This is a genomic window from Streptomyces sp. NBC_01775, from assembly GCF_035917675.1.
GTDB lineage: Bacteria > Actinomycetota > Actinomycetes > Streptomycetales > Streptomycetaceae > Streptomyces.
On sequence record NZ_CP109104.1, the window covers coordinates 5,107,923 to 5,125,085 of the forward strand.

At 70.3% G+C, this 17,163-nt stretch carries 27 protein-coding genes; all 27 read left to right on the forward strand.

Annotated elements, in window-relative coordinates:
• Positions 1-10 precede the first annotated feature (10 nt).
• The 27 genes from OHB04_RS22795 to OHB04_RS22925 all read left to right on the forward strand — a co-directional run bounded on the left by OHB04_RS22795 (position 11) and on the right by OHB04_RS22925 (position 16,700).
• Complete coding sequence (locus OHB04_RS22795; RefSeq protein WP_326808174.1) at positions 11-229, forward strand: hypothetical protein; 219 nt, start codon at positions 11-13, stop codon at positions 227-229.
• A gap of 12 nt (positions 230-241) precedes the next feature.
• Positions 242-787, forward strand: a complete 546-nt coding sequence (locus OHB04_RS22800) for a head-tail connector protein (protein WP_326808175.1) — start codon at positions 242-244, stop codon at positions 785-787.
• Positions 787-1,254 carry a hypothetical protein gene (locus OHB04_RS22805; protein WP_326808176.1) on the forward strand — a complete coding sequence of 156 codons (468 nt, stop codon included), beginning with the start codon at positions 787-789 and terminating at the stop codon, positions 1,252-1,254. Before OHB04_RS22800 ends, OHB04_RS22805 begins: the two co-directional genes overlap by 1 nt.
• Positions 1,255-1,286: 32 nt before the next feature.
• Positions 1,287-1,511 (forward strand): hypothetical protein, encoded by a 225-nt coding sequence (locus OHB04_RS22810; protein WP_326808177.1) that lies wholly within the window; start codon positions 1,287-1,289, stop codon positions 1,509-1,511.
• A 1-nt stretch (position 1,512) separates the two neighbouring features.
• Positions 1,513-2,499: a phage tail tube protein gene (locus tag OHB04_RS22815; RefSeq protein ID WP_326808178.1), complete on the forward strand. Its 987-nt coding sequence runs from the start codon at positions 1,513-1,515 to the stop codon at positions 2,497-2,499.
• A 9-nt stretch (positions 2,500-2,508) separates the two neighbouring features.
• Positions 2,509-3,015, forward strand: coding sequence for a hypothetical protein (locus OHB04_RS22820; protein ID WP_326808179.1), 507 nt, complete (start codon positions 2,509-2,511; stop codon positions 3,013-3,015).
• Positions 3,016-3,027: 12 nt separating this feature from the next.
• Positions 3,028-3,507, forward strand: a complete 480-nt coding sequence (locus OHB04_RS22825; protein ID WP_326808180.1) for a hypothetical protein — start codon at positions 3,028-3,030, stop codon at positions 3,505-3,507.
• An 11-nt stretch (positions 3,508-3,518) separates the two neighbouring features.
• Positions 3,519-3,644, forward strand: coding sequence for a hypothetical protein (locus tag OHB04_RS22830; RefSeq protein ID WP_326808181.1), 126 nt, complete (start codon positions 3,519-3,521; stop codon positions 3,642-3,644).
• 38 nt (positions 3,645-3,682) lie between these two features.
• Complete coding sequence (locus tag OHB04_RS22835) at positions 3,683-6,274, forward strand: hypothetical protein (RefSeq protein WP_326808182.1); 2,592 nt, start codon at positions 3,683-3,685, stop codon at positions 6,272-6,274.
• Entirely contained in the window at positions 6,271-8,160 is a 1,890-nt protein-coding gene (locus tag OHB04_RS22840) for a hypothetical protein (protein ID WP_326808183.1), read from the forward strand. The genes OHB04_RS22835 and OHB04_RS22840 overlap by 4 nt, the downstream gene beginning before the upstream one ends.
• A 12-nt stretch (positions 8,161-8,172) precedes the next feature.
• A complete protein-coding gene (locus tag OHB04_RS22845) occupies positions 8,173-8,634 on the forward strand; it encodes a hypothetical protein (RefSeq protein ID WP_326808184.1) in 462 nt (153 codons plus the stop codon).
• The gene (locus OHB04_RS22850) at positions 8,631-9,149 is read left to right on the forward strand and encodes a hypothetical protein (protein WP_326808185.1); all 519 of its coding nucleotides are present in this window, start codon (positions 8,631-8,633) and stop codon (positions 9,147-9,149) included. Before OHB04_RS22845 ends, OHB04_RS22850 begins: the two co-directional genes overlap by 4 nt.
• Positions 9,150-9,169: 20 nt before the next feature.
• Positions 9,170-9,646, forward strand: a complete 477-nt coding sequence (locus tag OHB04_RS22855) for a hypothetical protein (RefSeq protein ID WP_326808186.1) — start codon at positions 9,170-9,172, stop codon at positions 9,644-9,646.
• A gap of 73 nt (positions 9,647-9,719) precedes the next feature.
• Positions 9,720-10,505, forward strand: a complete 786-nt coding sequence (locus tag OHB04_RS22860; RefSeq protein ID WP_326808187.1) for a LysM peptidoglycan-binding domain-containing protein — start codon at positions 9,720-9,722, stop codon at positions 10,503-10,505.
• 8 nt (positions 10,506-10,513) lie between these two features.
• Complete coding sequence (locus tag OHB04_RS22865) at positions 10,514-10,759, forward strand: holin (protein WP_326808188.1); 246 nt, start codon at positions 10,514-10,516, stop codon at positions 10,757-10,759.
• 9 nt (positions 10,760-10,768) lie between these two features.
• On the forward strand, positions 10,769-11,038 hold the full coding sequence (locus OHB04_RS22870; RefSeq protein ID WP_326808189.1) for a hypothetical protein: 270 nt from the start codon (positions 10,769-10,771) through the stop codon (positions 11,036-11,038).
• A complete protein-coding gene (locus OHB04_RS22875; RefSeq protein WP_326808190.1) occupies positions 11,035-11,727 on the forward strand; it encodes a collagen-like protein in 693 nt (230 codons plus the stop codon). The genes OHB04_RS22870 and OHB04_RS22875 overlap by 4 nt, the downstream gene beginning before the upstream one ends.
• An 87-nt stretch (positions 11,728-11,814) precedes the next feature.
• Positions 11,815-12,885 carry a hypothetical protein gene (locus tag OHB04_RS22880; RefSeq protein ID WP_326808191.1) on the forward strand — a complete coding sequence of 357 codons (1,071 nt, stop codon included), beginning with the start codon at positions 11,815-11,817 and terminating at the stop codon, positions 12,883-12,885.
• A 173-nt stretch (positions 12,886-13,058) separates the two neighbouring features.
• Positions 13,059-14,246 carry a helix-turn-helix domain-containing protein gene (locus OHB04_RS22885; RefSeq protein WP_326808192.1) on the forward strand — a complete coding sequence of 396 codons (1,188 nt, stop codon included), beginning with the start codon at positions 13,059-13,061 and terminating at the stop codon, positions 14,244-14,246.
• 148 nt (positions 14,247-14,394) lie between these two features.
• The gene (locus OHB04_RS22890) at positions 14,395-14,652 is read left to right on the forward strand and encodes a hypothetical protein (RefSeq protein ID WP_326808193.1); all 258 of its coding nucleotides are present in this window, start codon (positions 14,395-14,397) and stop codon (positions 14,650-14,652) included.
• Positions 14,649-14,807 (forward strand): hypothetical protein, encoded by a 159-nt coding sequence (locus OHB04_RS22895; protein WP_326809615.1) that lies wholly within the window; start codon positions 14,649-14,651, stop codon positions 14,805-14,807. The genes OHB04_RS22890 and OHB04_RS22895 overlap by 4 nt, the downstream gene beginning before the upstream one ends.
• Positions 14,797-14,982 (forward strand): hypothetical protein, encoded by a 186-nt coding sequence (locus OHB04_RS22900; protein ID WP_326808194.1) that lies wholly within the window; start codon positions 14,797-14,799, stop codon positions 14,980-14,982. The genes OHB04_RS22895 and OHB04_RS22900 overlap by 11 nt, the downstream gene beginning before the upstream one ends.
• Positions 14,979-15,326 (forward strand): hypothetical protein, encoded by a 348-nt coding sequence (locus OHB04_RS22905; RefSeq protein ID WP_326808195.1) that lies wholly within the window; start codon positions 14,979-14,981, stop codon positions 15,324-15,326. The genes OHB04_RS22900 and OHB04_RS22905 overlap by 4 nt, the downstream gene beginning before the upstream one ends.
• A 32-nt stretch (positions 15,327-15,358) precedes the next feature.
• Positions 15,359-15,676: a hypothetical protein gene (locus OHB04_RS22910; RefSeq protein WP_326808196.1), complete on the forward strand. Its 318-nt coding sequence runs from the start codon at positions 15,359-15,361 to the stop codon at positions 15,674-15,676.
• Positions 15,669-15,854 (forward strand): hypothetical protein, encoded by a 186-nt coding sequence (locus OHB04_RS22915; RefSeq protein WP_326808197.1) that lies wholly within the window; start codon positions 15,669-15,671, stop codon positions 15,852-15,854. The genes OHB04_RS22910 and OHB04_RS22915 overlap by 8 nt, the downstream gene beginning before the upstream one ends.
• Positions 15,855-15,945: 91 nt before the next feature.
• Complete coding sequence (locus OHB04_RS22920; RefSeq protein WP_326808198.1) at positions 15,946-16,095, forward strand: hypothetical protein; 150 nt, start codon at positions 15,946-15,948, stop codon at positions 16,093-16,095.
• 95 nt (positions 16,096-16,190) lie between these two features.
• The gene (locus tag OHB04_RS22925; RefSeq protein WP_326808199.1) at positions 16,191-16,700 is read left to right on the forward strand and encodes a glycine-rich domain-containing protein; all 510 of its coding nucleotides are present in this window, start codon (positions 16,191-16,193) and stop codon (positions 16,698-16,700) included.
• The last annotated feature ends 463 nt before the right edge of the window (positions 16,701-17,163 follow it).

The following is a 17,163-nucleotide window of genomic DNA, read 5'->3' on the forward strand; positions in this document are numbered from 1 at the left end:
GGAGGAACCCATGCGCGTGCGTATGCGCGCCGAGCTGTCCGGCACCCGCGACGGGCTGCCCTGGCCACAGAAGGGGCAGACCGTGGAGCTACCGGACGAGGAGGCCGCGCACCTTGTGGCCGCCGGTCTCGCCGAGAGCGAGAGCGGCCCCGAGGTCGAAGAGGCCACCGCCCCGGCGCCGGAGACGTCGACCCCGGCGCGCCGCAGCTCCCGGGTCAAGAGCAAGTAGAGGCGGTATGCCGTGGCGTTGCTGACGCTGGCCGAGGCCAAGGCCCAGCTCGACATCGAGACGAGCACGCACGATGACGAGTTGCAGGCGTATGTCGATGCGCTCACCTCGGTCATCGAGCACTACACGGGGCCCGTCGAGGAGCGGCAGGTGACCGAGACCATCGAGGGCCGCGGGGGCACCATGTGCCTGTCCCAGGTCCCGGCCATCGCGCTCCTGTCTATCACCCCAGCGCTGACTGACGGCGACCCCGTCGACCTGGCGGCGGTGGTGCTGGACTCGGCGGTGGGCGTGGTGCGGCACCGGAGCGGCAGCTTCGCCGGGACGGTGTGGGTGGTCACCTACACCGCCGGGCGCGGCACCGTGCCAGCCACCGTCAACCTGGCCGCGCGGATCCTGCTGCAACACCTGTGGCGTACCCAGAACGGTGCGGCCCGGGGCGTCGGCACCGCGGACGACTTCAGCGTGACCGAGCCGATCCCGGGCTTCGGGTACGCGGTGCCCAACCGTGTGCTCCAGCTCCTCGAGCCGTTCAAGCTGCCGCCGGGGGTGGCGTGATGGCCACATCCCGCGCGGGTGCGGCGATCGACGCGCTGTTGTCCATCACGCGGGCAGCGCCCGCCCTGGCCGACGTGGCGGTGGTCGATGGGCCGCCCGTGACGAACGTGTCGAACCGGCGGCGCCTGTACGTCGGTTGGTCGCCCGGAGCCGATCAGGCCGTCGACATCGTGCAGGACTTCGCGACGGCGGGCGCCCGCAGGCGTGACGAGGATTTCTCGATCGCCTGCTACGTCGAGGTGCGCGGCGGGGAGAAGGACATGGCCCTGCGGCGCGCCGAGGTGTTCGCGCTGCTGGCGGCCGTCGAGGACGTGCTGCGTGCCACCGATGCGGCGCCCGAGGCACCGACCCTGGGCGGCGTCGTGCTGTGGGCGCACCTGACCGCCGGGGCCCTGATGCAGGAGCAGAGCAGCGACGGCGCCCTGGCAGGAATCCCCTTCACCGTCTCGTGCCGCGCCCGCCTGTGAACCACCCCTTCGACCTGTACGAGGAGAGAGTCATGGCGCGTGTGCGCTTCATCGGCCCGGAGCCGGTGACCGTCCCCGAGCTGGGCGGGCGCGAGCTGTCGCCCGACGAGATCACCGAGGTACCCGACGCCCGGTACGAGGGCTACGTGTGCCAGCCCGGAACGTGGGAGCCGGTGGAGGAGCCGCGCGAGCCAGAGCCCGCCGCGGCGCCGGCCGCTGTCAAGAAGACCGCGGCCAAGCCGCGCAGGGAGGATTGAGATGGCGATCGGATCGGGGCTCGGCGCCCAGCTCGGCGTCGCACCGGAGACCACCTACGGCACGTATGTGGCGCCGGCCAAGTTCATCGAGTTCACCAAGGAGTCGCTCGTCCTGAAGAAGACCACCGCACAGTCGGCGGGGATCGCGGCGGGCAGGCTGCTGCCGTTGTCCTCGCGGCGGGTGGTCACCCAGCGGGAGGCGTCCGGCTCGTTGGAGCTGGAGGTCACCAACAAGGGTATGGGCGCCCTGTTCCAGGCGCTGATGGGTACGACCGTGACGCCGGTGCAGCAGGGCGCGGGCCCGGCCTACCTCCAGACGCACGCCCTGGCGGACGTGGCGGGCAAGTCCCTCACGATCCAGAAGGGCGTACCGCTCACTTCGGGCACGGTGACCAGGAAGAACTTCCTGGGCTGCAAGGTCATCAGCGCTGAGTTCTCGTGCGAGGTGGGCGGCATGCTCACCGCGTCCTTCGACATCGACGCGAAGGACTGCGAGGAGACCTCGGTCCTGGCGACCGCCAGTTACGCGGCGATGTCCCCGTTCCACTTCGGGCAGATGGCGCTGAAGACCGGTGCGTTCGGAGCCGAGGCGGCCCGGGACGGTGTCCGCAAGGTGAGCGTGAAGATCGAGCGTCCCCAGGCTGTGGACCGCTTCTACGCCGGGCAGTCCGGGCTGAAGAAGGAACCCATCAGCAACGACCAGGTGAAGATCACCGGGTCCATCGAGATGGACTACGTCGACACCGTCCTCGACGACCTGCACACCAGCGACGGTGCGACGTCCCTGGTGTGGGAGTTCATCGGCCCCAACATCGCCACGACCTACGACGAGACGTTCCGGGTGGCGCTGCCCGCGATCCGCTTCGACGAGGCCCCGCCGTCCGTCGAAGGCTTCGACGTGGTCAAGCCGACACTCCAGTTCACCGGGCTCTACGACGGCACCAACCAGCCGCAGCTCGTGTACATCAGCACCGACGCCACGCTGTGAGGTGAGGTCGTGCGCGATGTACGGATGCTGGGCACCGGCCAGCTGCTGGAGATGCAGCGCCGCCTGCGCGCGGCCGGCAACGAGTCGCTGCGCGCCAGCATGCAGCGGCGGGTGCGCAGGGCCGCCGAGCCCCTGAAGTCCGACCTTCAGTCCGCGATCCGGCACGTGCCGATCTCCTCGCCGGGCCGCAGCACCCGCCGTGGCGGGCCGTCGCCGACCACGCGCCCGCTGCGGGCCACGCTTGCCGAGGCCCTCCGTATCTCGGTGCGCACCAGCGCGGGGAGCGCGGGGGCCCGGGTGTGGGTGGACAAGGTTTTGCTGCCGCCCGATCTGCGCAACATGCCCGACACGATCAACTCGGGCCGTATCCGGCATCCGGTCTACGGCAATCGGCGGCGGTGGGTGACGCAGACGGCGCCGCCGCTGTGGTGGGACCGCGCTGTCCGTAACCACACTCCCCGCATGATCCGCGAGGTTGCCCGTGTCCTGGACGACGTGCGCCGCCGCCTTACCTGAGAGGAAGCACCAGTGATCATCGAGTATGCGCCGGAGGGCGGCGAGGTAGAGCACTTCGACGCGGGGCGGCTGCGCACCTCCGAGGTGCAGATCATCGAGCGGACCGCCGACCAGTCCTGGGCCGAGGTGCACCTGGGCCTGCGCAGCGGTGACGTGACCGCGATGCGCACGGTGGCCTTCGTCATCAAGAAGCGCAGTGAGCCCGCTCTGCGCCTGGGGGGCTTCGACCCGTTCACCGACGAGCTGCGCGTGTGTCTGGATGCGCAGGAGGTACGGGATGCCGCGGTCGCGGTGGCCGCCGAGTACAGCGACGATCCCGAGCAGCTGGCCGAAGCATGGGAGGAACTGCGCGACGTCGCCCTCGACAAGGACGCGTGCGAGGTGGCCATCAAGGACGCCGAGGCCCCAAAAGACCCGGCGCCCGCCACGACACTCGTGGCCGGGGTGCTGCCGCCGGAGCCGACCCCGGCCGCGTCACCGACCGCCGCCTGACCTACCTGCCGTTGTTCGCCTGCTATCTGCACATCCCCCCGTCCGAGGTCGACGCCATGGCGATCTCGGACTTCGAGTTCCTGACGGGCTGGATCGATGAGCACGAGGCCCGGCTGAGGGCTGAGACAACCGAATAGCCGGGCCGCCGCCCGCCTTGCTGAAGGGGGCGGTTCGGATGGCCGAACGGCTGACGTTCGTTCTGACCGGCCGGGATGACCTCTCCCGCACCCTGAACGGCGCCGGAGACTCGGCCGCACGGCTGCACCGCCGCATCGACAGCTCGATGCGGGCCAGCACGGCGACGGTCACCGGGTTCACGCGCAACGCCGACGGGAGCCTGCGCACCCTGTCGGCCCGGCTGGACGGCGCCGGGGACAGCGCCACCCGTATGGGCGGCGGACTGCCGGGCCTCTCAGGGCGGCTGGGGGATGTGGCCTCGTCCGGTACGGACGCGGCGGCGTCGATGGGCAGCAAGGGCGGCGGCCTGGGCGGCGCGATGGGCGGCGTCGCCGCGGTCGCCGGGCTGTCCCTGCTGCCCGCGTTGGGCGCGCTGGTGCCGATGCTGGCCGGCGGCGGCCTGGCTGCGGGCACCCTCAAGCTCGGCTTGTCGGGGATCCCGGAGGCGTTGGAGGCGTCGGGCAAGGGCAGCAAGGAGTACCACGCGGCGCTGAAGAAGTTGCCCGCCCCGGCGCGGGACTTCGCCAAGTCCCTGGTGGGGCTGAAGGGGGAGTTCAAGGGCGTCGGCGGTGAGATCCAGAAGGCGATGCTGCCCGGCTTCACCAAGGCCGTGAAGGGCGCCGGGCCGCTGGTGAAAATCCTCGGCAAGAACATGGTCGACCTGGGCAAGACGTTCGGGGACATCGGCGCCAAGGCGGGCAAGGTCTTCAAGTCCTCCGGATTCCAGAAGGACTTGCAGGCGAACCTCGACCTGGGCAAGCGCTTCGTCGGCGACATGGCGTCCGGCATCGGGCGGCTGGGCCGCTCCCTGCTGTCCTTCGGTGCCGCCTCCGGGCCGACGCTGCGGTCCCTGTCCTCGGGGCTGCGCGACATGCTGGGCAAAGGGCTGCCGGGCATGTTCGACGGCTTGAAGCGCGGTATCGGCGGGACGTCGAAATTCTTGGATGGCCTGTTCGGCGCCGTGAACAAGGTCCTGCCCGCCTTCGGCCGCCTGGCCGGGGAGACCGCCAAGGCGTTCGGCCCGCTGCTGGGTGAGCTGATGACCTCCGCCGGTGACCGGATCGCCGCCGTCATGGACATCATCGGCGGCGCGCTGCGCGGCTTGGGCCCGGTCTTCAAGGACCTGACCTACGGCATGAAGATCGTGAACACCGTCTCGCGGCTGATCGGCGGCGCGGTGAAGGACACCGCCGTCGCGATCATGGAAGCGTTCGCCCCGGCGGGCAAGTCGATCAGTAAGACGGCCGGGCCGCTGCGGCGCCTGTACGGCGTGGTGCAGCGCAACAAGATCGGCTTCATGGAGTTCGGGCGGGTGGCGGGCAACGCCTTCATCAGCTTCGTCTCGGTCCTCGCGCAGTCCGTCGCGCCTGTGATCGGGATCTTCAAGTTCATCGCCGAGACCGTGCTGGGCCTGTTCGGCGGCATCCTGCACGGAGCGGCCAAGGCGTTCGGCTGGGTGCCGGGGCTCGGCAAGAAGCTGAGAGCTGCGGACAAGTCGTTCGCGGGTTTCAAGGACTCCGTTGTCGGCGGCCTGGACAAGGCCCAGCGCAAGGCCAAGGAGTTCTCCGACTCGGTCGTGCCACGGCTGAAGGCCGGGCAGCTCAAGCTGTCCATCAAGTCCTGGGAGTCGCAGCTCAAAGAGGCCAAGCGGCAGCTGAAGGACCCGAACCTGACCAAGGACAAGCGCGTCGCCCTGAAGGCGAAGATCGACGACCTTGAAAAGAAGATCAAGTCAGCGCGGACGCAGCTGAACAAGACACCCAGCGAACACGTCGCCTATCTCCGGGCGAAGATCGACAACTGGCAGAGCCAGCTGACCAAGGCCAAGGCCAAGCTCAAGACGGTCCCCGCCTCCAAACGCTCGGCCCTGAAGGCAGAGATCAAAGACATCGAGAACAAGGTGAAGTCCGCCAAGAAGACCATCGGCGGTCTCACCGGCGGCCCGCCCCGCGCACTCAGGGCCAAGAACATCGTCGGCTCGGCCGTGCGCAGCGCAAAGTCCGCGATCAACGGGGTCAAGGGCGGGGCGCCCCGCCCCCTGCGGGCGAGCAACCTCGTCAACGGCGCGGTGCGCGCGGCCCGGAACGCGATCGGGTCCGTGCACGGCCGGACCGTGTACATCAACGCCGTCATGCGCAAGATCGGCTCATGGAGCCCGTTCCGCGACGGCGGCCCGGTCATGGCCCACTTCGCAGGCGGCGGCCCGGTGCGCGGCTTCCCCGGCGGCGGCCCGGTGCGCGGGCCCGGCTCGGGCACCTCGGACTCGATTCTGGCGAGGGTCTCCAATGGCGAGTTCGTCATCCGCGCCAAGGCCGTCGCCCGCTACGGCATGGCCCTGTTCCACGCGCTCAACCAAGAGCGCATCGGCCTCGGCAGCCCCCAGGCGGGCGCTGCGGCTGCGAGCCTCCCGCAGCCCACGCGCCCGGCGGCCGGCCGTCCGGCAGTGGTGGCCACGCAGTCGTCCGTGATGCACGTGCAGGTCGACGTGCAAGGCGCCTTCGACCCGCTCGCCACTGCCCGCGAGATCCAGAAGCAGCTGCTCATGCTCAAGCGCACGCACGGCCTGAACGTGAACCTGGGGGTGTCGTGACGGAACTGCTGGTCGAGATGGGGTGGGGCGGGCTGGTACAGGAGCCCGACACCATCACCTGGAGCGACATCACCGACTACGTCGACGTGGTGCAGGGGGTGAGCATCACCCGCGGCGCCTCGGACGAGCTGGCCGAGACCCAGCCCGGTACCGCCACCCTCATCCTCGACAACCTCGACGGCCGGTTCACCCCGGGCAACCCGGCCAGTCCGTACTGGCCGCACGTGCGGCGCAACGCCCCCATCCGCATCTCCGTCGTGACCGGCGCGGTGACGTATCCACGCTTCTACGGTCTGGTCAACGAGTTCCCCGCCGCCTGGTCCGGACTGATGTCCACCGTCAGCATCTCGTGCACGGACCTGTTCAAGCGCCTCAACCGGCTGCCCGCACTGCGCAGCGTGCTCGCCGAGGAGATCCTCATCCAGGCCGCCGAGGCGGACAGCGCCACCGTGAAGCTGGCCGCCTACTACCCGCTGGGCGAGGAGTCCGGCGCGACGTCGGCCGGCGACCTGTCCGGCATCGGGGGCGGGCCGCTGGTCATGACTCAGGCTCTGTCGGGCGGCAGCGCCGACTTCGGCGGGGAGGGGCCGCCCGCCCTCGGCGCCGGAGCGGTGAGCTTCGAGCCCGAGACCGACCGGGAGGGGAAGTACCTGCTCGGCGATCTGGGTGCGCAGTTCGAGCTCGACGATGTATCCAGCTGGCAGACGATCGAGGGCTGGTTCAAGACCGCCACCCCCGAGCGGGCCATCCTCGGCCTGCACTCCGCGAACCTCGACCACCAACTCGTGTTCGCCATCGACGCGGACGGCGCGCTGTGCATCGAGCACACCGACATCGGTGGGACTCGCACGGTCACCGTCAGCATCAGCGCCCGCGTCGACGACGACGCCTGGCATCACTTCCTGTTCGACGCCGAGGCGGGCGGCCTGTGGCTCGACGGCGTCGCCCTGTTCGTGAACCCCACCCTGATCACCCTGATGTCCGCGCTGCGCATCCTGCACGTAGGGGCGTTCCGCGGCATCCGCCTGTTCTCCGGGCAGATCGCCCACGTGTGCCTGTGGCACTCCCTGCTGGGGACGCCGTCCACGCTGGCAGCGGCGCACTGGGAGGCCGGCACCACCGCGTTCGCCGGTGAGCCCGCGGACGAGCGCATCGTGCGCCTGGCCCGCTACGTCGGACTGCACCAGGTGGACATCGTCGGGGACGTCCACGACTCCATCGCCGGACAGGGAGCGGCCGGCACCACGGTGACCGCCCGCATGCGGGAAGTCGAAACCACCGAGGCGGCCAAGCTGTTCGCCGAGCGGGACAGCTACGGCATCGCCTACCACTCGCGCGATGTGCGCTACAACCCAGACCCGGCCGACGACGCCTTCACCATCGAATACGCCGACCTGGAAACCCCCGACTTCCTGCTGGCCGACGACGATCAAAAACTGGTCAACACCGTCACGGCCTCCCGGCCGGGCGGCGCGACCCAGCGCGTGACCGATCCCGTCTCGGTCGAGCGGGACGGCCCATACGAACAGCAGCTCGACGTGCTGAAGATGGACGACGCCGGCGCGCTGGCCGCCGCGCAGTGGATGGTCTCCCGCTACGCCGACCCCGCGCCCGAGCTACGAGAGGTGCCGGTAGAGGCGTACACCCTGCCGATCTACGCCGATGTCCTCGGCGCGGACATCGGCTCCGTCCTCACCGTGACGGACCTGCCCGCCCAGGCGCCCGAGCCGTCCATGCGGGTCATCGTCGAGGGCTACAGCGAGGTCATCAAACAGGGCTCCCACCAGGTTCGTTTCCTCACCTCGGCGGCCATCACCGACTCGGTCTGGATCCTGGATGACCCCACCTACTCCGTGCTGGATGTCAGCACCCGCCTGGCCTACTGAAGGAGAGAGCCCGTGAACGTGGTCCGCGCGGAGACCTACTACATCCCCCCGCGCCAGCTGCCCCCGGACGCCTGGGCCAATGTGCCGGGCGCCGAGCTGGTGTTCCGCTGGATCGAGTACCGGCTGCACCGCCGCGTGCCGCTGCCGGATAGCACCCTCACCGACGTGCCCCCGGTCTACGCGCGGGTCAATCAGAACCGGTGGCTGGCCGACTGCGTGTGCAACTCGGCGGCGGTCATCTCCCCGGCCGATCCGCGCTGGGCCTGCACCGAGTGCGGCTACGGCTGGGTCGACATGATCGTGCCCGCCCCCGAGGAAGTGACGGCGATCGAGCAGCAGCTGCTGACGATCCCGCAGCCGCACCTGCGCGACTGGTGGAACCCGGCCGACCCCAACCCCTTCAACCCGTCCCGGCCGCCGGACCCCCCGCCGTCGGTACCCGAGATCCCGCCCGGAACGGAGGTGGCTCCGTGACGACCACACCGCGCACCTGGTCGGTGGGCGAGATCGTGACCGCGGCCTACATGAACGCCGAGATCCGCGACCAGTTCGCCAGCTTCCTCGGCGCCTGGACCTCATGGACCCCGGCCTGGTACGCCGAGGGCGGGGCCAACCCCACCATCGGCAACGGCGAGTTGTCCGGCCGATACCTGAAGGTCGGCCGCACCGTCGACTGGACGCTGCAACTGCGCTGGGGCTCGACCACCGCGGCCGGCGGGGGCGGCGGCTCGGAGAACTGGATGTTCGGCCTGCCCGCCTCCCCAGCCACCGGCTTCACCTACCGCATCGTCAACGCCGACGCATACGACTCCAGCAGCGGCCTGCACTCCATCGGCCACGCCGTCTACAGCACCAGCAACGGCGGTGTGGTCAAGACGTTCGTGTCCGCCCGTGCAGACGTGAACGGCATCTGGGACTCGACTCTTCCGTTCACCTACGCCAACGGCGACTTCCTGTACGTCTGGGGACGCTACGAAGCCGCCTCCTGACCCAGACGAAAGGCGGCACCGTGCCCATACCCGCGTGCTCCCTGATCACCAAGGAACACCAGACCATCGACCCCGGCGGCTACCACCTTGTGCACTTCCCCTTCGGTGCCGGCGAGTCCTACGACGCCGAGGGCATGCACCAGATGGTGCAGCCCGACGGCTACCAGATCACCGACTGGCGAGCGGACCCCCGCGCCGGGCTGATCTGGCCCACCGTCGCAGGCTGGGGCGCCCTCACGGCCATGATCCAGTGGGAGGCCGGGGACTACACCGAACTGCGGGACCAGGTCGTTCGCGACCCCCTCGGCTTCACCGACGACCCCGTCAACACCACCGCCACCGACCACCGGCCGCCGTCGCTGGGCATGCAGTGCTTCACCAAGCACCACGAGATGTTCGTGAGCCCCGAGGTGCCGCTGGCCATCCGCGTTGGCCACAACGACAACCGCCCGCGGGCACTAGTCCTGGCTGAGTTCAAGCTGGCCATTCACACCTGACCGTGCCCGTCAGCAGCTGCTCGCCCCGCGCCCGATGGCCGGGGCGTTTCTCATGCCCAGGAAGGGGCCCACCATGGCCAAGGGGCCACAGAAGTACCCCGACGCCTCCACCGCCTACTGGTACGGCCGCACGTACCCGGGCTCCGCGATGGAGTCGAACGTCGGCGTCATCCACACCACCGAGGGCATGACCGTGCCCGGCTACTCCGGAGGTCGGGACGCCCCGAACTTCACCGCGCTGCCCGACATCAAGAACAAGCGGCTGCGCTGGTACCAGCACTTCGACGTCGACCGCTCCTCCCGCGCCCTCGTCAACCTGGGCGGCGGCGTCGAGACCAACACCCTCAACGCTCTCCAGGTCGAGCTGGTCGGAACCTGCGACGAGCGGCACGCCAAGACGTGGGGCGGCAAGAAGGCCGGCACCGACTACCTGTTCTGGCCGGACGCCCCGGACTGGGCACTCGCCGAGATGGGCAAGTTCGTGCGCTGGTGCCACGACCACCACGGCATCAAGATGCAGTCGACCGTGACGTGGAAGCCCTACAAAAAGGGCCAGGCCGGAGGCAGCTACGGCGCCAACGGCGTCCGCCTGAGCGGCAAGCAGTGGCAGGGGTATTACGGCTGGCTCGGCCACCAGCACGTACCCGAGAACTCCCACGGCGACCCCGGCGACATCGACATGGCCCGCGTCCTGGCCCACGCCAGGGGCACCACCGCGAGCACGTACACGGTGAAGGCCGGCGACACCCTCTCATCCATCGCCCGCCAGCACGACACCACCTGGCAGCAGCTCGCCCAGCTCAACGGCCTCAAGGCCCCGTACACCATCCACCCGGGCGACAAGCTCAAGACGAAGTGAGGACCCCTGTGACAACCGCTGCATTCTGGAAGGCCACCTTCGAGCGGATGTTGCGCACCTTCGCGCAGGCCGTGCTCGCGCTCCTCGGCGGCGACGGGCTCGGCCTGCTCGACGTCGGCTGGGGCGCCGCGCTTTCCGTCGGCGGCCTGGCCGCCGTCCTCGCCCTGCTGACCGCCGTCGCCACCTCGGGCGGCACGGAGGGGCCCGGCATCACCGAGACCGTCGCACCGCGCGACGGCACCCCCACCGCGTAGGGAGAGCCTGTGGACGCCACCGCACTCGGCGCGCTGCTCGTCGGCGTCGGCGGGCTGGCAAGCGCCGTGGTGGCGTTCATGGGAAAGCGCGGAGAGAACGCAATCGCGGGCTACAGCTCGTTGACCGGAGACCTACGCCAAGAGCGGCAAGCGCTCAAAGAGGAGCGCGACGCCCTCCGCCTCCAACTCGCCGAGCTGCACGCCCAACGCGCCGCCGACCAAGCGGAACTGGCCCATCTGCGCGGAATCATCACCACACTCGGAGGGGATTCGTCGTGACCCGCACCCAGCGCATGTTCGTCCGCCGCTGGCGGTCACTGCTGCTGGCGTGCATCCTCGTCGCCCTCTCCGGGGCGACGGTCGTTATCTGGGCCCGTATCTCCCACGAGGCCGACCGAGCCGAGCAGCTGGCCGCCGAGGCGGACCGGCGGGGCAACGCCGTCACCACCCTCGCCGGAGACGTCCGCGTGCTGCGCGCACAGATCAAAGCCAAGGGCGGCACGCCGAAAGCACCCGACCCCGGCCGCGCCGTCCCGGGCCTGCCCAAGCGGGCCGAGGTACCCGTACCGATCCCCGGCCCAAAGGGACCGAGCGGCCAGCCGGGCAAGCCGGGCCGCTCAGGCAGCGAGGGCAACAGCGGACGCGCGGGAGACGACGGCCGCCCCGGAAGCCCAGGCACGGACGGGAAGGCCGGCACCCAAGGCGAGCACGGCGCCCAGGGCGAGGCCGGTAAGGACGGTGCAGACGGAAAAAACGGCGCAGACGGCGCCCAAGGACCGCCCGGCGAGCGCGGCCCCCAAGGCGAACGCGGCCCCCAGGGACCAGCCTGCCCCGACGGCTACAGCCTCCAGACCCCGACATGGGACCCGGATGCCCTGGTGTGCAGGAAAGACAACGCCCCGGCCCCCGAACCCGAGCCGAACACCCAGCCGCAGAACGCGGCCCTAGCCGAACGCAAACGCTGGTGACCGAGCGCCCGCCCACACCCCCTGACGAACTGGACCTGTCGCCCTGGCGTCAGTAGCCACTGCCCCAACGAGCCGGGAGCGTGAGCCATGCCCATAGATCTGCCGACGTTCACCCTGTCCGGTGAGTACCCCCGGCTATCCCCGTCCGGTACGGCACGGACGGGGCGGCTGGTGTTCACACCAGTGCCCGAAGTGCTGGCCGCAGACGAGGGGATACTGCTGGGCAGCGAGGTTGCGACGCTCGACGACGATGGCGCGTTTTCCATCCAACTGGCCGCGGCTGAAGCTGCGGGCCCGTTCCTGTGGCAGGTGGACCAGCAGATCGTAGGCGTGCGCCAGCGGCCATTCCTCATGGAACCCGGGGTGGAAGGCAGCGCGCTGTCTCTGTCCTCAGTCGTCGTGGCCCCGCCACCGCCCGCGGGGTATGTGGTGGTGCCGGGGCCGCGCGGTCCGGCGGGCGAAGCGGGCCAGGACGGGGACCCCGGCGAGACGGGGCCGACCGGTGAGCAGGGTCCCCCCGGCGAGCGCGGAGAGACCGGGCTGCCGGGCGCCACTGGTCCGAAGGGCGACCCGGGCGCGACGGGCTCGCAGGGCGCGACGGGTGCCACCGGTGCGACGGGCACCCCCGGCGCCGCAGGACGGGACGCCGCATGGCCGCCACAGCGGCAGAACTACGCGGCCTGGAGCATCAACCCCGACGCCTGCTCCACCGCGCTCACGCTCCCCACCAACCGCCTCTTCCTCGCCGGGCTCCAGCTCGACAGCACGCTGAACGCGACCGCGCTCGACTGGTTCGTCTCCGTCGCCGCCACCGGCGCCACAGGCGGCCAGTGCTGGACCGGCTTGTACTCGCAGGCGGGGGTGCTGCTGGCCTCTGCCGCAGCCGCAACGCCCATGGTGACCGTAGGAGTCCAGAGCATGCCGCTTTCGCTCTCCCTGCCGAGCGGCATGTACTGGGCTGCGCTCCTATTCAACGGCACTACCGGCCCGCAGATCCCCCGCGGCGCGCAGGCTACCGGAGGCCCGGCCCTCACCAACATCGGACTGGGCGCCATCGCATACAGGGCGGCGTTTCAGGACGGGCACACCGTGCTTCCCAGCCCGCTGGTCCCTGCCAACCATCAGCCGTATGTGCCGCTGTTCGTCGCCATCAAGTGATGTCCCACGTTGACCGAGCCCCCGCTGTCCTCCGGGACGGCGGGGGCTCTTCGTCACGTCCGAGCACGTCAACGGCCCCCACTCGTAGCCGAGATGGAGGCCGTGTCCGTCGCCGCCGGGCCCATGGAGGCGTACCGTGCTGAGTGTTGAGGTCATCACGGATGGAGTCCAGTATGCCCGAGGAGACTGACAACCACATCGGCGCGCGTGTACGAGAGGTCCGCAAGCGGCGTGGAATGAGCCAGCGAGACCTCGCCGATACTGCCGGCCTTTCCCTGTCCCTCATCCGGAAGTTGGAGCAGGGGGATAAGCAGGGGGTTCGGCTGGAGACAGCCCACATGCTCGCACGCGCGCTGGACGTACCAACCACACGACTCGTCTCCGGGGAGTCGCCCGCGTGGAGCCCCCCGCTGCTGCACGACACGTGGCGGGGGGTCGTCCATGCGTTGGAGGCGCCGCCTGCCCAGTTGTCGGAGGAACCGACGGAGTCTGGTGTTAGCGGGGCCCTCGCTGGCGGCCGATCACTGTTCGCTGCGGAGCAGTACGCGGACCTTGGCCGGATGCTTCCGGCCCTCATCCGCGACGTACACGCGCTCAACGACGGCACGTCGGCCAGGCGCCTGCACTATCAGGTTCTGTCGCTGTGCGTTTCCTTCCTCGGCCAAGTACGGCAGTACGCGGCGGCGGCGGACGCCGCGCAGCGCGCAGTCGAAGCGGCGACCGACGAGCTGGACGGGGGCGCGGCAGTGGTCGCGCAGTGCCAGCAGATGCTACGGGGCGGGCGTCTTGCAGACGTCGCAGAACTCGCCTCCCGCTGGGCTGATGACGTCGAGCCGCGCATCTCACGCGCCACGCCGGAGCAGCTGACGGTGTGGGGCGGGCTGCAACTGCGCGTCGGCGCGGCGGCGGTGCGGGACAACCGGCCGGGCGAGGCCGCCGACGCGATCCGATTGGCGCAGATCGCTGCTGTCCGTCTCGGCCGTGAACGCCTCGGAGGCCCGGATCATCTCAGGCACTTCGGTCCGGTGACCGTGACACATCAGCGCGCGGAGCACGCTGCGATCCAGCGCCGCCCAGAGCATGTGTTGCGACTCCACGATGCGGTCCGCGTGTGGCGTCCGGCACGGGGCGGCGGGAAGTCCGGGCGGTTCCGCCATCTGCTGGACGTGGCAGATGCGCACCTGCGGATGCACGACGACGCAGAATGCATGCACATCCTGTACAGGATTCACGACGACGCCCCGCAGTGGCTCGTCGCCCAGCGCTATGCCCAGGACATCCTGGAGCGGGTCCTCGTGCAGCGACGGACGCTGACGCCGGAGATGCGAGACCTGGCAGACGCGGTCGGCGTGCCGCTGTAACTCACGTGGCACTTCCTCCAGTTGGGGTTGCGAAGTGCCATAGAACCTAGCCCTCGACGCTTCTACCGTCAGTAGTCATTCGATCACTGACGAGGCGTCGGGGGCTTCGTGCGCCCGGCTGCCTCCACTGCCGACCGAGGACACGGCGATGACGCAGACGACGGAGAGCACGAAGGAAACGCCCGCACGGGGCGCGTACCTCGCGGGCGAGTCGACGGCCAGTACCACCCCGCCCCGCGCTGCGTGGGTGGGCCTCGTGCAGATGCCGCTCGACGGCGGCCAGGTCCGCATGGTGACGCCTCGCGGCGCCGAGTGGACCGCACGCACCGCCCACCTCCGTCCGGCCACGGACGACGAGCGCGCCGCCTATGACGCGGCCGTACCCCGGACGGGGGTGCGGGCGTGAGCGCCATGACGCTCCGCATCTCCCGCGACACCGGCCGTACCTGGGACGAGCGCACCGTGCGCACGACGAAGCCGCCGCCACTGGGGTGGAGCATGCGCTACCCGCCGTGCCGCTGCCCCCGCTGCCGCGAGGCGGGTGAGCGCAATGGCACGTAACCCCGCCGTTGCCCGCATCGTCCGCGCAGCGCGGTCCGAGGCCGGCCGCTGTCCTCGCTGCCGCCAGGTGCCCGCCGTGCACGCCCGGGAGGTGCAGCAGGGCAAGCACCTGCCGCTCGTCATCGTCACCGGCCGCTGCGCCTGCACCACGCCCGGCGAGAGGGGCCGGCCATGACCGTGGACCACTACGACCCCCATCGCGCCCTGCTGCGCGTCCTGGCCCGCGCGCTGACGCACGGAGGCACCCGGGCCGCTCACCAGTCGGAGTTCCTGCGCGCCGCGTGGAAGACCACCCCCGCCCAGGCCCGCGCCCGCGTGCTGGCCGACCTCGCTGCGAGGTGCCGCCCGGCGGCGAAGCTGACCGACCGGTCCGCGCGGCGCCTGCGACAACAGGCCCGCGAACACGCAGGGGACGAACCCTACGAGGTGGACCCCGACGGCATGCCCGCCCAACTGGAGGACCAGTTGCAAGCTGCCTTGGAACTGGTGGCTGCCCGGCGTCCGCCGGTGGAGCTGTGACGCGGGCCCGGGGTCGGGGCGGCCCGCTCCTCATGGTCGACCTGACAGCGTGTCTGGGCATCTGGTTGGGGGAGCCCACGCGGCGGACTTGGTATGCGGCCTGTCGTCGCGCGGCCCGGCGTCTGAGCACGCGTGTACCGGCCGTCCCCCGCCGGGCTCTGGCCGCCCCGGACTACGCCCACCTCCCGGCGTCCGAGCAGGCGTGGGCGCTGGAGACGCCTCTGGACGGGGACGCCTTCGCCCTGGTGCGCCCCTACGTCCTCCCCGCCGTCGAGCGCAAACGCCGCCCAGCGCTGGAGCCGCTGCCGTCCGTCTCGCGCCGACATCGACAAGGAGCAGCCCATGCCTGAAGCGAGCATCAGGGCCGTCCCCGACGGCGAAGCGACACCGCGCGCTGGACGGCCGCCCTGCCCCTTGTGCGCCGACTACCAGCAGATGATCCGCTCCGCCAAGAACCGCCAGGAGCCCGAACTCGCAAAGATCCACGAACGTGTGCTGGCTCTCCACCAGAAGGCCAAGCACGCGTGAGCCGCCGACACCAAGAGGCCCTGTACCTGCTCGCCTTCACCGCCCTGGTGCTGGCACTCACCTACGGCATAGCCGGAAGGAGGTGAACGACATGGGCAACGAGAAGAACACGATCAAGGCAGCCAAGAGCCAGACCCACGAGGCCAAGAACGTAGAGGTCCGCCAAGGCCACCTGGCCGACCGATACGTGCGCACCCACACCCCGGAGTCCGACGACCCCGACGACGAGAGCGACAACTAGCCCCGCCCCGGACGGTCGCGCGCGCAGGCGTCCATTCCGAACGCGCGCCACCGGCCCGGGGCGGCAGCCCCACCCATCCGAGACAGGAGAGGCACATGTCAGTACAGCACGACACCACGGCGCCGGCCGAGACCGGAGCGCGGCACCTCATCGGTGAGCGCGAGTTCGAGGCCGTCACCGCGGCGGTCCGCACGAACAACCCCGGCATGAGCGACGACGTGGCCGCCCGGATCGTGGCCGAGGCGCTCGCATTCGTCGACGCGTGCGCCAAGCCGCACAGCCGGGGCCTCCGTCCCAGCCGGACCGTAGACGAGGGATGGCACGCCCTCATCCTCCACACCCGCGTGTACGCCGAACTCTGCGGGCGCCTGGGCCGCTTCGTGCACCACGTCCCCGAGCCGCCCAACCCCGGACGCTACGACGCGGGCGAGCTGGAACGTACTCAACTCGCCATTGCCACAGCCGGGTACCGTCCGGACCCCTTGCTGTGGCTGCCCCCGACCGACACGACAATCCCCGTGGCCGCGTCGTGTCAGCACAGCGACGGTCCGGAAGGCACATGTACCGGGGATCCTGACGGAGACGGGTCCGGCGGCCCCAACTAGGCCGGTACGCTCCGTGCATCAGCCGCTACCCGCAGAGGGGGACCGATGGCCGACGACAACACCCCAGACGAATCGGTCACGTCCGGGTACGAAGACGTGGCCGCGCACTGCCACCAGCACCCGGACCAGGCGGGGCACCGTCCCCGGCCAGGGGCGCCCGAAGTGTTCAGAAGGGGTAGCGCCTTCCTCGTTCCCGCTAAAGACGGGGGTCGGCGAATCGTTTGCTGCACCTGTCTCCGCGGCTCGTAATGTGCGGGCGTACTGACTGATCACCCCGCCACACCCGCGCATGGCGACGTGTGCGGGCATCCGGCGCTGTCGGATCCTCTGGTCAAGGATCCGGCGGCGCTGCTGTGTGCTGCTGGGGTTCTGGCGGAGCTGACCCGCCTAGGGGATACTGGTAAGTGCGCTGGTCACGTCCGGTCTGGAGAGTCGGGATTGCGTGAGCGCTGCGTGAGCGGAG